The following is a 14657-nucleotide window of genomic DNA, read 5'->3' on the forward strand; positions in this document are numbered from 1 at the left end:
GACCCAGGCGGGATCGGGGTTGGTGTGCGCCTGGCCCGCCACGCCTGCCGGGACCTTGTAGAGGAAGGAACCCTTCCGGTCGCGGGAGCATCTGCTGCTCCGTGAGCAGGGACGTACGGGGTCAGGAGACCTTCGAGCCGGAACCAGGCGCGGGTGGGCGGCGGGTGCTCGGGGCGGCGGCGGTGGGCAGTGCGCCGATGGAGGTGCTCGACTTTCTGCTGCCGCTGTGGGCCGGGTCCGAGCTGAAGGCGGGTGCCTCCACCGTCGGTGCGCTGATCGCCGTCGAGGCGGTGCTTTCGCTGGTCGTGAGGCCGGTCGCCGGTGAGTTGTCCGACCGGCTCGATCCGCGGCGGGTCGCGGCAGCCGGGGCCGTGCTGTACGCGCTGTCCTTCGCCGGGTACGCGCTCGCCGGCAGTCTCGCGCCCGCCTTCGTCGCGGCGGCGCTCGGGGGTGCCGGTGGGGCGCTGTTCTGGGTCGCCCTCGACACCTGGACCGGCCGCCGCGCCGCCGGCAACGGCACCGCCGCGTACGGCAAGCTGCTCTCCGCCTCCGGGCAGGGCGCCTTCGTCGGCTATTTGATCGCGTTCACCGTGCTGCAGAACGCCGGCTACCGGCCCCTGTTCTGGGTCGGGTGCGGTGCCTGCGCCGTCGCCGCTGCCTTGCTGGTCGTACGGCCGGAAACCGAGCGGGGAGTGCAGGCCCCGGCGCCGTCCGAAGCACCCGGCGACGGCACGCAGCGGCGGCTGCTGCCGCTCATGGTCCTCGCCGCCGTCACCGCCGGTGCCGAGGCCGGGCTGTGGATGCTTCTGCTGCTGCAGCTCCAGGGCGAGTACGGGCTGACGCCGACCGAGACCGCGCTCGTCTTCGCGCCCGGTTTCATCGTGTTCATCCTGCTCCCGGAGCACGCCCACCGGATCACCGACCGGGTGGGCCGCAGCTGGACCATGGGGGTGTCCTTCGCGGCGTCGGCGCTCTTCGCGGGCGGACTGGCCGTGGTCTCCGGCCCGGGACCGGTCGCCGTGCTGTGGACGCTCGTCGCGGCCTGTCTCGCCGCGCAGATCCCCGTGGAGCAGGCCACCGTCGCCGCCGCGGCCGGCGGGCGGACCGGCAGGGCCATGGGGCGGTACGAGAGTGCCCGCCTCGTCGGCGTGCTGGTGGGCCCGCCGTTGCTCGGGCTCGTCTACGAGTCACACGGCTGGACGGCGGCCTGCCTGACCTCGGCGGCCATCGCCCTCACCGCCGCCGCCTTCGCGCCCTGGGCGATCCAAGCCCTCCGGCTGCCCGAGGAGCCCGCGCCCAAGACGACCCTACGGGACACCGACGCCCCCGACGACGACCTCTCCCCCCAGGACCACGCCCGCAAAGAGCGCCGCGACTGGCTGACCCACACCTGCATTTTCGTGCCCGGCGCGTCGCTCCTGTGGATCCTGGACGTGACCCTGGCCGCACGTATCTGGCTCACCATCTGGATCATCGACACCCTCTGGTCCTGGTCCTACACGCTCTTCCCCCGGCGGAACCCGCCACAGAAGAAGGGATGAAATCCGCCCCCGAGCGCGTTGGTGCCTTCCGGTAGATCAGGACGGAAGAACGACGCACAACGAACGGAAGGCACCGCGTGGACGCGCAACGGGGATGGGCACGGCGCTTGGCCGGATACGCGTGGCGGTATCCCAAGGACGTCGTCCTGGCCCTCGGCTCCTCCCTCGCCGGGATGGCGGTCATGGCCCTCGTCCCGCTGATCACCAAGGTGATCATCGACGACGTCATCGGCGACCACACCCGCGCGATGATGCCCTGGGCCGCCGCCCTCATCGGCGCCGCGCTGCTCGTCTACGTCATGACCTACATCCGCCGCTACTACGGCGGCCGGCTCGCCCTCGACGTCCAGCACGACCTGCGGACCGACATGTACCGGGCGATCACCCGGCTCGACGGCAGACGTCAGGACGAACTGTCCACGGGGCAAGTCGTCGGACGGGCCACCAGTGATCTCCAGCTGATCCAGGGTCTGCTGTTCATGCTGCCGATGACCATCGGCAACATCCTGCTGTTCCTGATCTCCCTCGGGATCATGGCCTCGCTGTCCCTGCCGCTCACCCTCGTCGCCCTCGCCGTCGCCCCCGCCCTGTGGTGGATCGCCAAGCGCAGCCGCACCCGGCTGCACCCCTCCACCTGGTACGCGCAGGCGCAGGCCGCCGCCGTCGCCGGTGTGGTCGACGGGGCGGTCAGCGGCGTGCGCGTGGTGAAGGGCTTCGGGCAGGAGGACCAGGAGACCGGCAAGCTGCGCGAGGTCGGCCGGCGGCTGTACGCGGGGCGGCTGCGCACGATCCGCCTGAACAGCAGGTACACCCCCGCCCTCCAGGCCGTCCCCGCGCTCGGCCAGGTCGCGATGCTCGCCCTCGGCGGCTGGCTCGCCGTGCGCGGCCACATCACGCTCGGCACGTTCGTCGCCTTCTCCACCTACCTCGCCCAGCTCGTCGGCCCGGTCCGGATGCTCGCCGTCGTCCTCACCGTCGGCCAGCAGGCCCGCGCCGGCACCGAACGCGTCCTGGAGCTGATCGACACCGAGCCGTCCATCGCCGACGGCACCAAGGAGCTGCCCGCCGACGCGCCCGCGACCGTCGAGTTCGACGACGTCTCCTTCGGCTACGAACCCGGGCAGCCGGTCCTCGACGGCCTGTCCTTCGAGATCCGCCCCGGCGAGACCCTCGCCGTCGTCGGCTCCTCCGGCTCCGGCAAGTCCACCGTCTCCCTCCTCCTGCCGCGCTTCTACGACGTCACGCGCGGCGCCGTCCTCGTCGGCGGCCACGACGTGCGCGAGCTGACCACCGAGTCCCTGCGCGCCGCGATCGGCCTGGTCCCCGAGGACTCCTTCCTCTTCTCGGACACCGTCCGCAACAACATCGCCTACGGCCGCCCGGACGCCACCGAGGAGCAGATCGTGGCCGCCGCCCGCGCGGCCCAGGCGGACCGTTTCATCGCCGAGCTGCCCGACGGCTACGACACCACGGTCGGCGAACACGGCCTGACCCTCTCGGGCGGCCAGCGCCAGCGCATCGCGCTCGCCCGCGCGATCCTCACCGACCCCCGCCTGCTGGTCCTCGACGACGCCACCTCCGCCGTCGACGCGCGCGTGGAGCACGAGATCCACGAGGCGCTCAAGGAGGTCATGCGGGGCCGTACGACCCTGCTGATCGCCCACCGCCGCTCCACCCTCAACCTCGCCGACCGCATCGCCGTCCTCGACGGCGGCCGGCTCGCCGACCTCGGCACCCACGAGGAACTCCAGCGCCGCTCGCCCCTGTACCGCCGTCTGCTCACCGACCCCGACGAGCTCGGCGCCGTCTCCCCGGGCCACACCCCGCCCGCCGAGCCGCGGCAGGAGGACACCTCCGTCCGCGCCGAGCTGGACGCCGAGTTCGACGCCGAGCGCGGGGTCACCCCCCGGCTGTGGACCGGCGACCGCGAGCCGAAGGACACCGCCCTGTCCGGCTCCCCGGCCACCCCCGAACTGCTCGCCCAGGTCGAGGCCCTGCCCCCGGCCACCGACGTGCCCGACGTCGACGAGAAGCGTGCCGTCCAGCCCGAGGAGTCGTACGGCCTGCGCCGCCTGCTCAAGGGCTTCGGACTCGCGCTCCTCGTCAGCCTCGGCCTCGTCGCCGTCGACGCCGGGATGGGCCTGCTGCTGCCGGTGCTGATCCGGCACGGCATCGACTCCGGTGTCACCCAGAACGCCCTCGGCGCGGTCTGGGCGGCCTCCCTGCTCGCCCTGCTCACGGTGGCCGTGCAGTGGGCGGCGCAGATCGGCGAGACCCGGATGACCGGCCGCACCGGCGAACGTGTCCTGTACGCGCTGCGGCTGAAGATCTTCGCCCAGCTCCAGCGGCTCGGCCTCGACTACTACGAGCGCGAGCTGACCGGCCGGATCATGACCCGGATGACCACCGACGTCGACGCCCTGTCGACGTTCCTGCAGACCGGCCTGGTCACCGCGTTCGTCTCGCTGGTCACCTTCTTCGGGATCATGGTCGCCCTGCTGGTGATCGACATACAGCTCGCGCTCGTCGTGTTCGCCACGCTGCCCCTGCTGATCGTCGCCACGTACTTCTTCCGCCGGGCGAGCGTGAAGGCGTACGAACTGGCCCGCGAGCGGGTCTCGGCCGTCAACGCCGATCTCCAGGAGTCGGTGGCCGGGCTGCGGATCGTGCAGGCCTTCCGGCGCGAGCGGGACGGCGGGCGGCGGTTCGCCGAGCGGAGCCTGGCCTACCGCAGTGCCCGTATCCGGGGTCAGTGGCTGATCTCCATCTACTTCCCGTTCGTGCAGTTCCTGTCGTCCGTGGCGGCGGCGGCCGTGCTGATCGTGGGCGGCGCCCGGGTCGACGACGGGACGCTGACGACCGGTGCGCTGGTGGCGTACCTGCTCTACATCGACCTGTTCTTCGCCCCGGTGCAGCAGCTGTCCCAGGTCTTCGACGGCTACCAGCAGGCGTCCGTCTCCCTCGGCCGCATCCAGCAGCTGCTCCAGGAGCCGACCTCCACCCGGCCCGCGGTCAAGCCCCTCGACGTACCGGTCCTGCGCGGGGAAATCGCCTTCGAGGACGTGCACTTCAAGTACGGCGACGACGAAGAAGCGCTCAGCGGCATCGACCTGCGCATCCCCGCCGGACAGACCGTCGCGTTCGTCGGCGAGACCGGCGCCGGGAAGTCCACCCTGGTCAAGCTGGTCGCCCGGTTCTACGACCCCACCGGCGGCCGGGTCACCGTCGACGGCACGGATCTCAGGGACCTCGACCTCACGGCGTACCGGCACCGCCTGGGCGTCGTCCCGCAGGAGGCGTACCTCTTCCCCGGCACCGTCCGCGACGCCATCGCCTACGGCCGCCCGGACGCCACCGACGCCGAGGTCGAGGCGGCGGCCCGCGCGGTCGGGGCGCACGAGATGATCGCCACGCTGGAGGGCGGCTACCTCCACGAGGTCGCCGAACGCGGCCGCAACCTCTCCGCCGGCCAGCGCCAGCTGATCGCCCTCGCCCGCGCCGAGCTGGTCGATCCGGACATCCTGCTCCTGGACGAGGCGACGGCCGCCCTGGACCTCGCGACCGAGGCCCAGGTGAACCAGGCCACCGACCGCCTGGCCGGCCGCCGCACGACCCTGGTGGTCGCCCACCGCCTGACCACGGCCGCCCGCGCGGACCGGGTCGTCGTCATGGACGGCGGACGCGTCGCCGAGGACGGCACCCACGACGAGCTGCTGCAACAGGGCGGGAAGTACGCGGAGTTGTGGCGGACCTTCATCGGGGAGGACACCGCGGCGGTGCTTTCGTAACAGCCGCGCAACCGTTCCGCCTACGTCATGCGTCCGTACACCCGTACGCCGTTGGACGCGCTCGGGCGCGATACGGGAGGGACGACTGTGGGCAGTGGAGCGATACGCCGGCGACTCGCGCTCGGTCTGGCCGTGCTGACCGCCTCCGGGCTGCTCGCGGTCGCCGCTCCCGCGGAGGCGCACGCCGCCTCGCCCTGCCCCGGACGCAAGGTGCGCACCCTGCCGTTCTCCACCGGCACCGTCGTCGTCTACAAGCGCGGCGGCTACGTCTGCGCCGTCACGCTCGCCAAGAAGCCGGGCGCCAAGCGGCTGATGTCGGTCAGTGTCCGGGCGCGCGGCGGCCGGCCGGTCGTCGACGAGGGCCGCTACCAGCGCCACGCGGGCCCGGTGACCGTGCACGCCGGGCGACGCTGCGTCTGGGTGAAGGGCAGGGTGAGCGGCGGCTCGGTCAGCTCCGGCTGGATCCTGTGCTGAACTCCCGCCACCCATAAGGCATGTCCATAGGGTTTTCCCTATGTCCCCTGGTGCCCCATGGAGTTGGTCCGCTAGCTTCCGGCGCACATATGTCTCACAGGGGAGTGCGCATGCGCAAGGCGCTCAGATGGCTGCTGGCGCTCACGGTGCTGATAGGCACGATGAGCACGGCGGGCGCGGCCACCGCCGCCGAGCCGGAGGCCAACGGCACCACCGACAGCAGCACCACCGACAGCACGACCGACATCAAGGACCGGCTGCTCGCCGTACCCGGCATGAGCCTGGTCGAGGAGAAGCCGTACACCGGCTACCGCTTCTTCGTCCTCAACTACACCCAGCCCGTCGACCACCGCCGCCCCTCCAAGGGCACGTTCCAGCAGCGCATCACCGTGCTGCACAAGGACGTCAGCCGGCCGACCGTCTTCTACACCAGCGGCTACAACGTCTCCACCACGCCCCGCCGCAGCGAGCCGACCCAGATCGTGGACGGCAACCAGGTCTCCATGGAGTACCGCTTCTTCACCCCGTCCCGGCCCGACCCGGCCGACTGGTCCAAGCTGGACATCTGGCAGGCCGCCAGCGACCAGCACCGCATCTTCAAGGCGCTGAAGAAGATCTACTCCGAGAACTGGATCTCCACTGGCGGCTCCAAGGGCGGCATGACGGCCACCTACTACGAGCGCTTCTACCCGCGCGACATGGACGGTGTCGTCGCCTACGTCGCCCCCAACGACGTGGTGAACAAGGAGGATTCGGCCTACGACCGCTTCTTCGCGAAGGTCGGCACCAAGGAGTGCCGCGACCGCCTGAACGGCGTGCAGCGCGAGGCGCTGGTGCGCCGCGAGGCCCTCAAGAAGAAGTACGAGGCCTACGCCGCCGAGAACGAGTACACCTTCGACACCATCGGCAGCCTCGACCGCGCCTACGAGGCCGTCGTCCTCGACTACGTGTGGGGCTTCTGGCAGTACAGCACCCTGAAGGACTGCACGAGCATCCCGGCGGACGCCAAGAACGCCACCGACGACGAGATCTGGACGTCGATCGACACGATCTCCGGCTTCTCCTTCTACACCGACCAGGGCCTCGGCCAGTACACGCCGTACTACTACCAGGCCGGCACCCAACTGGGCGCGCCCACCATCCAGTTCCCGCACATCGAGAAGAAGTACATCCGCTACGGCTACCAGCCGCCGCGCAACTTCGTGCCCCGCTCGATCCCGATGAAGTTCGAGCCGTGGGCCATGCGGGACGTCGACACCTGGGTGAAGCACAACGCCCGCCAGATGCTGTTCGTCTACGGCGAGAACGACCCCTGGGGCGCCGAGCCGTTCCGCCTCGGACACGGCGCGCGTGACTCCTACGTCCTGACCGCCCCCGGCATGAACCACGGCGCCAACGTGGCCGGTCTGGTCCCCGAGGAGAAGGCGCTCGCCACCGCCCGCATCCTCGACTGGGCGGACGTCACGCCGAGCGCGGTGCAGGACAACCCGGCGGCGGCGAAGCCGCTGGCGAAGTTCGACGCCAAGCTGGACAAGCGCAACGTGGAGCAGGAGCGGACGCTGCGTCCGTGACACGGGTGACGCGGCACTACACCGGGCGGGCGCAGCCCACCGGTGCGTCGCCGCCGAGCCGGACATAGAGGGCCGTGGACGCCGGGCACTTCGACCGGCTGTCCACGGCCTTCGTCACCTTGTACTCCGGCTGGTGCTCGCCCTTGCCGTCGCAGGCCGTCTCGCGCACCTTGCCGTCGTCCAGGCTGTAGACGCAGTCGCCGACGACGGTGCGCGGCCCGCCCCCGCCGCCCGGATCCCCGGGGTGCGGCGGCTGGAGGTTGCGCATACAGGCGTAGCCGCGCGGCACCGCCCCGTCGCCGTCCTCGTCGGAGGAGGGGCGCTGCTCGCTGATGTGCAGCACGAAGTCGGTGGTCCCCGGGCAGCGCGGCCCGTTCTTCATGGTGCCGTCGTGCCGGGCGACCACCCGGGCCGCCGCACGCTCACTGGCGCACGACACCTCGGTGAAACTGGTCCGGCCGAACGAGCTGCACTCGTCGACCGCGAGGAACACCGCCCCGTACCCGGACGGCCGGGTCGGCACCGGCGAGGCCGTCGCGGACGACCGCTCACCCAGCCGCCCGTCCTCCTCGCCCCCGCCGCCCGGCGCACTCTGGCAGCCCGTCATCAGGACCACGAGCGCGCACAACGCCCCCACAGAACTTCTCACCCGCATAGCATCCCCCCGGACACCCCCGTCCAGCGTGACCCGCCGCGGCGGACCACGCCAGACATACGGGGTGGTTTGCGCACCTTGGGGGTGGTGCGCCGGGTGTGCGGCGTACGCGGGCTACGCCGGGATGCGTACGCGCACCGGTGTCACCGGTACCGCAGGCCGTGCCCGACGGGGAACAGCACCTGCGCCGGATCGTCCGCCCGCTGCACCGGCACCGGCAGCTCACCGCGCGGATCCACCTTGCCGGCGATCACCCGGGCCGCCGCCCGCAGTTCGACGTCGGTCCAGGCGTACGCCGCCACATACGCCGGTACGCCGGGCAGATGGGCCACGTCGTACGGGTTGCGGATCGCCACCGCCACCACCGGCTTCCCGGTGGCGAGGAGCTGCTCGACGAGCGTCTTCTGGCTGCCGGCCGCCGAGACGTTGTACGTCCCGACGACCACCGCGTCGGCGTCCTGGGCCGCCGCGACCGCCTTGGCGATGGACGCCGCCGAGGGGGCGATGCCGGTCGACAGGGCGGTGGCGGTGAAGCCCAGCTCGGTCAGCGCGCCCGCGAGCACACCGGTCGGCGGTCCCGTCGTACCGGACGGGGAGGCCGGATCGGCGCCGACGACCAGCAGCTTCTTGTGCCGGCGCCGGGACAGGGGCAGCAGCCGCTCCTCGTTGACCAGCAGGGTCGTCGTCCGCTCGGCGATCCGGTCGGCGGAGGCGAGATGGGACCGGGTCCCGACCGTGCGGTCCACGTCCGCGTGGGAGACGTACGGGTCCTTGAACAGCCCGAGTTTCGCCTTCAGCCGCAGAATGCGCAGGATCGATTCGTCGAGCCGGGCCTCGGTCAGCTCGCCGTCCCGCACCGCGTTGAGCACGGCGTTCCACGCCACGTCCAGGGAGGGCGGGTTGAGCAGCTGGTCCACGCCCGCCTTCAGCGCCAGCACCGGCACCCGGTCGTCGCCGTACTTGGTCCGCACGCCCTCCATGCCGAGGGAGTCGGTCACCACCACACCGTCGTAGCCCAGCTCCTCGCGCAGGATGCCGGTCATGATCGGGCGGGACAGGGTGGCCGGGTCCTCGGCGGGGTCGAGGGCCGGGACGACGATGTGCGCCGTCATGATCGAGTCGATGCCGGCGGCGATCGCGGCCCGGAACGGCGGCGCGTCCAGCTGCTCCCACTGCTCACGGGTGTGGTGGATCCAGGGCAGCTTGGCGTGGCTGTCGTCGACGGTGTCGCCGTGGCCGGGGAAGTGCTTGGCCGTCGAGGCGACACCGGACGACTGGTAGCCCTTGACCTCCGCCGCGACAAGGCCGCCGACCGCCTCCGGTACAGAACCGAAGGACCGTACGCCGATGACGGGGTTGGCGGGATTGACGTTGACGTCGGCGACGGGGGAGTAGTTCTGGCGGATGCCCATGGCGCGGAGTTCCTGCCCGGCGATCCGCCCGAGCGTGCGCGCGTCGGACCGGGAGCCTCCCGCGCCGACCGCCATGGCGCCCGGGAACAGGGTGGCGGGCTCGCCCACACGGGCGACTATCCCGTGCTCCTGGTCGGTGGAGATCAGCACCGGCAGTCCGCGCGGCAGGTCCAGGGACGCCTTCTGGATGCCGTTGGACAGATCCGCGATCTGGTGCGGCTCGCGGGTGTTGTGCGCCCAGGCGAAGTAGATGATCCCGCCCACGCGGTACTTGGCGAGCAGTTCGGCGGCCGTGCGGACGCCGATCTCCTTGAGGTTGGCGTCGATGTCGGCCTGGTCCGGTGCGGTGGCGGAGTGGCCGTAGACCCGCATCACGAACAGCTGGCCGACCTTCTCCTCCAGGGTCATCCCGGAGATGAGCGCGCGGAGCGCGGCGTCGTGGCGGGTGTCGGGCCTGCCGGTCGCCGCGTGGACGGTGCCGCCGGCGGCCAGGACGGTGGTGACGCCCGCCGTGGCGGCGAGGACGGTGCGTCTGGACGGACGTGCGGTGCTTCCCGTGCTTCCCGTGCTGCTGTCGGGCACGTGCACTCCTTCCGGAGGTGATCCGCGGGGATCCGCTGAAGGAAACTTCCAAGAGGTCACCAATATCCGGGAAGTTTCTGCCAGTCAAGGGAATGCACAGTACTCAACGAGGGGCCGCCATCGGCGCAGTTGGAGGGGGGCGCGCCGATGGCGGCGTGCTGCCGGCCGCGGTACGGCGGAGAGGGTGGGTCAGCGATCGCAGCCAGCAGCGAAGCCGACACCGCACCACGGAGACTCGTCCGGCAACTCGCGAGTTGGACGGGCGGGGGTGGGGGTGGGTTCCCGGGGTGAGGAGGATTTCCCGAAGTCGGTGCGAGAGAGGGGGGTGTGCTCAGCGGGGCACTCGAGCCGACACCTTCGGCCAGTGTTCGCGCAGCGTGCGGACCGTTTCCGCGATGGCCGGGCGGCGGGCCGCTCCCGTGCGCCACAGGGCGTACAGGCGGCGTACGGGCATGGGGTCGAGGGGGACCTCGACCACGCCTGCGGGGAGCGGGCCCCGGCCCAGGCGGGGGATCAGGGCGATGCCGAGCCCGGCGGCGACCAGAGCGACGAGCGTCGGGTTCTCGTCGGCCTGGTGGACGATCTCCGGCTCGTGCCCGGCCGCCCGCAGGGTGCGCACCAGCCACTCGTGGCAGACCCGCCCCGGCGGCTGGCAGATCCACCGCTCACCGCCCAGCTCCTCCCGCCGCACCGCCGTACGTCCCGCGAAGGCGTGCCCCTCGGGTACGAGCAGATCGCACAGGTCGTCCCCGACGACCGCCTGTTCCACCCCCGCGGGCGCCGGCAGCGGCGCGATGTCCCAGTCGTGCGCGACCACGAGATCGACCGCCCCCTTGGCCACCAGGTCCACCGACAGATGGGGGTCGACCTCGCTCAGCCGGGTGTCCAGGGCGGGGTGACGCCGCGCCAGATCGGCCAGCACCGGCGGCATCAGCCCGCGCGCCGCCGACGGGAACGCCGCGATGGTCAGCCGCCCGGCCGGCACCCCGCGCCGCTCCTCCAGCTCCGTCTCCGCCCGCTCCACGATCGCCAGCAACTCCTGAGCGGCGGCGACCAGTTGATGCGCCTCGTCGGTCAGCCGTACGCCACGGCCCTCCCGTTCGAGCAGCACGGTCCTGGTCTCCCGCTCCAGCTTGGCGATCTGCTGGGAGACGGCGGAGGAGGTGTACCCGAGCGCCACGGCCGCCGCCCCGACCGTGCCGTGGACGGAGACGGCGTGCAGGGCGCGCAGCCGCTGGAGGTCGAGCATGGCCACTCCCCGATCGATTAGCGATGCTTCATCCAACCATGCAGGAATCATCGCTGGTGCTGAAGTGTGTACTCCGGTGATCCTCGACGCATGCGACCTTCCCATCTCCTGCTGGCCGTCCTCGTCGCCGCCGTCTGGGGCGTGAACTTCACCGTCATCGAGGTCGGCCTCGACCACTTCCCGCCGCTGCTGTTCTCCGCGCTGCGCTTCCTCGTGGCGGCGCTGCCCGCGGTGTTCTTCGTGGGGCGGCCCAAGGTGGCCTGGAAGTGGATCGTGGGCGTCGGCCTGGCCCTGGGCGTGGCCAAGTTCGGGCTGCTGTTCGTCGGCATGGACGCGGGGATGCCGGGCGGGCTCTCCTCCCTGGTGCTTCAGGTCCAGGCGGTCTTCACCGCCCTGTTCGCCTTCGCGCTCCTCGGCGAACGCCCGTCCCGGATCCGGCTCGCCGGCATGGCGGTGGCCCTGGCCGGCGTCGGCGTCGCGGCCATCGACGAGGGCACCTCGGGCCCCCTGCTCGGGTTCGCCCTGGTGATCGCGGCGGCGGCCTGCTGGGGCGTGTCGAACATCCTGACCCGCAAGGCGGCACCACCGGATGCCCTGAACTTCATGATCTGGGTGAGCACCGTCCCGGTCCTGCCCCTGCTGGCCCTGTCGCTGCTCCTCGAAGGCCCCTCGCGGGACGCCGAGGCGCTGCGCGGGCTCGACTGGCAGGGCGCGGGCACGGTGCTCTTCGTGGCCTGGGTCGCGACGGTGTTCGGCTTCGGCGCCTGGGGCTGGCTGCTGCGCCGTCACCCGGCGTCCACCGTCGCGCCGTTCTCCCTGCTCGTCCCGGTCTTCGGCATGTCCTCGGCCGCCCTGTTCCTGGGCGAGTCGGTGACGCCGCTGCGCTGGTGCGCGGCGGCGCTGCTGGTCGGCGGGGTGGCGCTGGCGTCGATCACGCTCCCGCGCCGCCGGACGGCCGCCCCGGTGCCGGAGCCTCAGCCGGTGGAGGCAGCGGGACTCACGCCGAGTCGTTGAGCAGCCGCGCCAGATGCTCGCGCCCGGACCCGAGCAGCTCGGGCAGCGGGGTGGCCTCGGGATACCAGCGCTTCTCGTACTCCCAGCACAGCCAGCCGTCCCAGCCGTGCCGGGAGAGGACCTCCACGCAGTCGGTCAGCGGCAGGATGCCCGCGCCGAGGGCGAGGGGCGTGGTGTCGTCGGGGGAGGCGATGTCCTTGACCTGGACGTAGCCGAGGTGCGGGGAGAGCGCCGCGAAGGTCTCCGCGGGCTGCTCGCCGCCCAGCCAGGTGTGCATCACGTCCCACAGGGCGCCCACCTGGCGATGCCCGACCAGCCCGAGGATGCGCATCATGTCCGCGCCGGTGCGGTGCGAGTCGTGGGTCTCCAGCAGGATGCGGACGCCGAGATCGGCGGCGTACTCGGCGGCCGTGCCCAGCCGGCGCGCGGCGGCGGCGTCGGCCTCCTCGCCGCTCTGCTCGGCATCGGCGCCCGGGAAGACCCTCACATACGGGGCGCCCAGATCCCGGGCCAGCTCCAGCAGGGCGCGCACCTCGGTGATCACGATCTCGTCGTCGCAGGGCGCCGCGACCTTCGCGTACCCGCCCAGACCCAGGATCTCGACACCGGCCGCCTTGAACTCGGCGGCGACATCGGCCCGTTCGGTGGGGGAGAGGCCCGAGTGGACGGGTTCCTCGGGATGGGCGCGCAGTTCGATGCCGTGATAGCCGTGCGCGGTCGCGAGGCGCAGCACATCGGCCACGGGCAGGCCGGGGACACCGAGGGTGGAGAACGCCAGCTTCATAATCGGGACCCTACCCGCGACGCCGCCGGGTAGCTCCCCCTCGTTGCTCCGGTCGTCACTCCGGTGTCGCCCGCAGGTCCAGCCGCCAGTCCTGGCCGACCAGGTCCTTGCCGAAGGAGCGGTGCGGCTTCTCGCCGCCCAGCCTGAAGCCTGCCGCTGGTGGATACGGCGGGCGGCGGCCTCGGCCGTCCCGTCCCTCCCGCGCGCAGCCGACACCGTCCACCCCGCGAGCAGCCGGGCGACGGCCCCGGCCACCCCGTCCCTCCCGCGGGCAGTCGTGCCGCAGGGCGATGGGGGTCCCTCCGCTCGAGCGGAGTCGAGAGCGGGGGAGGGTGGGCGCGGACGGTGCCCCGTCAGCGCCGGGGTGCGCGACCCACCACTGGCCGACCCCGACGCACCCGCACGATCAAGACCGCGGCACCCCGGAGGACCCCCGCACCATCAACTCCCCCCGCACCGAAGCGATCCCCCCCGGCGGCGGCTCCTCCCGCCCCATCGCGATCCGCCCCGCCCGAGCCCCCGCCTCCGCCAACGGCAACCGCACCGTCGTCAGCGCCGGCACCGCATCGATGCTGAACGGCAGATCGTCGAACCCGGCCACCGACACATCCCCCGGGATCGACAGCCCCGAGTCCCGCAGCGCCGCACACGCCCCCAGCGCGACGGAGTCGTTCGCGGCGACGACAGCCGTCAACGACGCATCACGCCGGAGCAGCTCCAGCGTCGCCTCGTACCCCGACCTCCGGTCGTACCGCCCGTGCACGGTCCACCGCGGATCCTCCTCGATCCCGTGCGCCGCCAGCGCCGCCCGATGCCCCTCCAGCCGGTGCCGCGTCGTCGTCCGTTCCTCGGGCCCGGCGATGTACCCCATCCGCCGATGCCCCAGCCCGATCAGATGCTCCGCGAGCTCCTGCCCGCCCCCACGGTTGTCGAAGGTCAACGCGACCGCCCCCGTCTCCAGCGCCGGCGGCCGCCCGCACAGCACGACCCGCGTCCCCGCCTCCGTCAGCTTCCGCAGCTTCGCGTCCATCGCCGCCCTGTGCGCCGCGTCCTCGATCGCCCCACCCGTGAGCACGACCGCCGCCGCCCGCTGCCGCTGCAACAGCGTGAGATACGTCAGCTCCCGCTCCGGCGACCCACCCGTGTTGCACACGACCGCCAGCCGCTCCCCGCCCGCGCGCCCACCCGGCCCCCCGATCTCGGACTGGATCGCGCTCGCCATGATCCCGAAGAAGGGGTCGGCGATGTCGTTCACCAGAATGCCGACCAGGTCGGACGTCGACGCGGCCAGCGCACTGGCGGGACCGTTCAGCACGTAGTCCAGCTCGTCCACGGCCTTCAGCACCCGCTCCCGCGTGGACGCCGCCACCGGATAGTTGCCGTTCAGCACGCGCGACACCGTCGCGGGGGAGACCTGCGCGCGGGCCGCCACGTCCGCCAGAGTCACCGTCATGTCAAGTCCTCCGCCTCGCGCGTTCCACCGTCCGGACCGGGTCCCGACCAGACCTTAAGGCCCACACGCTCCGTTGTTCGCCCCCTCGAACAACTCGGACTCGCATTGGTCTTGTCCACACCCCGCCTCAGAGG

10 protein-coding genes and 1 pseudogene are annotated in these 14657 nt (G+C 72.1%); 5 read left to right on the plus strand and 6 right to left on the minus strand.

The genetic code is table 11. The features are described 5' to 3' along the window. Positions 1-101: 101 nt before the first annotated feature. The 4 genes from N4P33_RS01565 to N4P33_RS01580 all read left to right on the plus strand — a co-directional run bounded on the left by N4P33_RS01565 (position 102) and on the right by N4P33_RS01580 (position 7374). Positions 102-1541, plus strand: coding sequence for an MFS transporter (locus tag N4P33_RS01565; RefSeq protein ID WP_260824339.1), 1440 nt, complete (start codon positions 102-104; stop codon positions 1539-1541). Between the two features lie 77 nt (positions 1542-1618). Continuing rightward, the gene (locus tag N4P33_RS01570; protein WP_260824340.1) at positions 1619-5329 is read left to right on the plus strand and encodes an ABC transporter ATP-binding protein; all 3711 of its coding nucleotides are present in this window, start codon (positions 1619-1621) and stop codon (positions 5327-5329) included. 87 nt (positions 5330-5416) lie between these two features. Further along, on the plus strand, positions 5417-5803 hold the full coding sequence (locus tag N4P33_RS01575; RefSeq protein WP_260824341.1) for a hypothetical protein: 387 nt from the start codon (positions 5417-5419) through the stop codon (positions 5801-5803). Between the two features lie 110 nt (positions 5804-5913). Beyond that, positions 5914-7374, plus strand: coding sequence for a S28 family serine protease (locus tag N4P33_RS01580; RefSeq protein WP_260824342.1), 1461 nt, complete (start codon positions 5914-5916; stop codon positions 7372-7374). A gap of 16 nt (positions 7375-7390) precedes the next feature. On the opposite strand, the gene N4P33_RS01585 is transcribed toward N4P33_RS01580, so the two are convergent. The 3 genes from N4P33_RS01585 to N4P33_RS01595 form a co-directional block, all read right to left on the minus strand. After that, the gene (locus tag N4P33_RS01585) at positions 7391-8029 is read right to left on the minus strand and encodes a hypothetical protein (protein WP_260824343.1); all 639 of its coding nucleotides are present in this window, start codon (positions 8027-8029) and stop codon (positions 7391-7393) included. Between the two features lie 143 nt (positions 8030-8172). Continuing rightward, positions 8173-10023 carry a glycoside hydrolase family 3 protein gene (locus N4P33_RS01590; RefSeq protein ID WP_260824344.1) on the minus strand — a complete coding sequence of 617 codons (1851 nt, stop codon included), beginning with the start codon at positions 10021-10023 and terminating at the stop codon, positions 8173-8175. Between the two features lie 331 nt (positions 10024-10354). Beyond that, a complete protein-coding gene (locus N4P33_RS01595; RefSeq protein WP_260824345.1) occupies positions 10355-11272 on the minus strand; it encodes a LysR family transcriptional regulator in 918 nt (305 codons plus the stop codon). Positions 11273-11362: 90 nt separating this feature from the next. Between N4P33_RS01595 and N4P33_RS01600 the strand changes: the two genes are divergently transcribed. Continuing rightward, positions 11363-12286, plus strand: coding sequence for an EamA family transporter (locus N4P33_RS01600; protein WP_260824346.1), 924 nt, complete (start codon positions 11363-11365; stop codon positions 12284-12286). Here the strand turns inward: N4P33_RS01600 and N4P33_RS01605 are convergent. From N4P33_RS01605 to N4P33_RS01615, 3 genes and pseudogenes are all read right to left on the minus strand, one after another. After that, on the minus strand, positions 12270-13070 hold the full coding sequence (locus tag N4P33_RS01605) for a sugar phosphate isomerase/epimerase (RefSeq protein WP_260824347.1): 801 nt from the start codon (positions 13068-13070) through the stop codon (positions 12270-12272). The two genes, N4P33_RS01600 and N4P33_RS01605, sit on opposite strands and share 17 nt — an antisense overlap. A 55-nt stretch (positions 13071-13125) precedes the next feature. After that, positions 13126-13247 (minus strand): annotated as a pseudogene (locus N4P33_RS01610) (MarR family transcriptional regulator); the annotation flags it as partial. A gap of 229 nt (positions 13248-13476) precedes the next feature. Next, positions 13477-14523: a LacI family DNA-binding transcriptional regulator gene (locus N4P33_RS01615; RefSeq protein ID WP_260824348.1), complete on the minus strand. Its 1047-nt coding sequence runs from the start codon at positions 14521-14523 to the stop codon at positions 13477-13479. Between the last annotated feature and the right edge of the window lie 134 nt (positions 14524-14657).

This window comes from Streptomyces sp. 15-116A, from assembly GCF_025290915.1.
GTDB lineage: Bacteria > Actinomycetota > Actinomycetes > Streptomycetales > Streptomycetaceae > Streptomyces.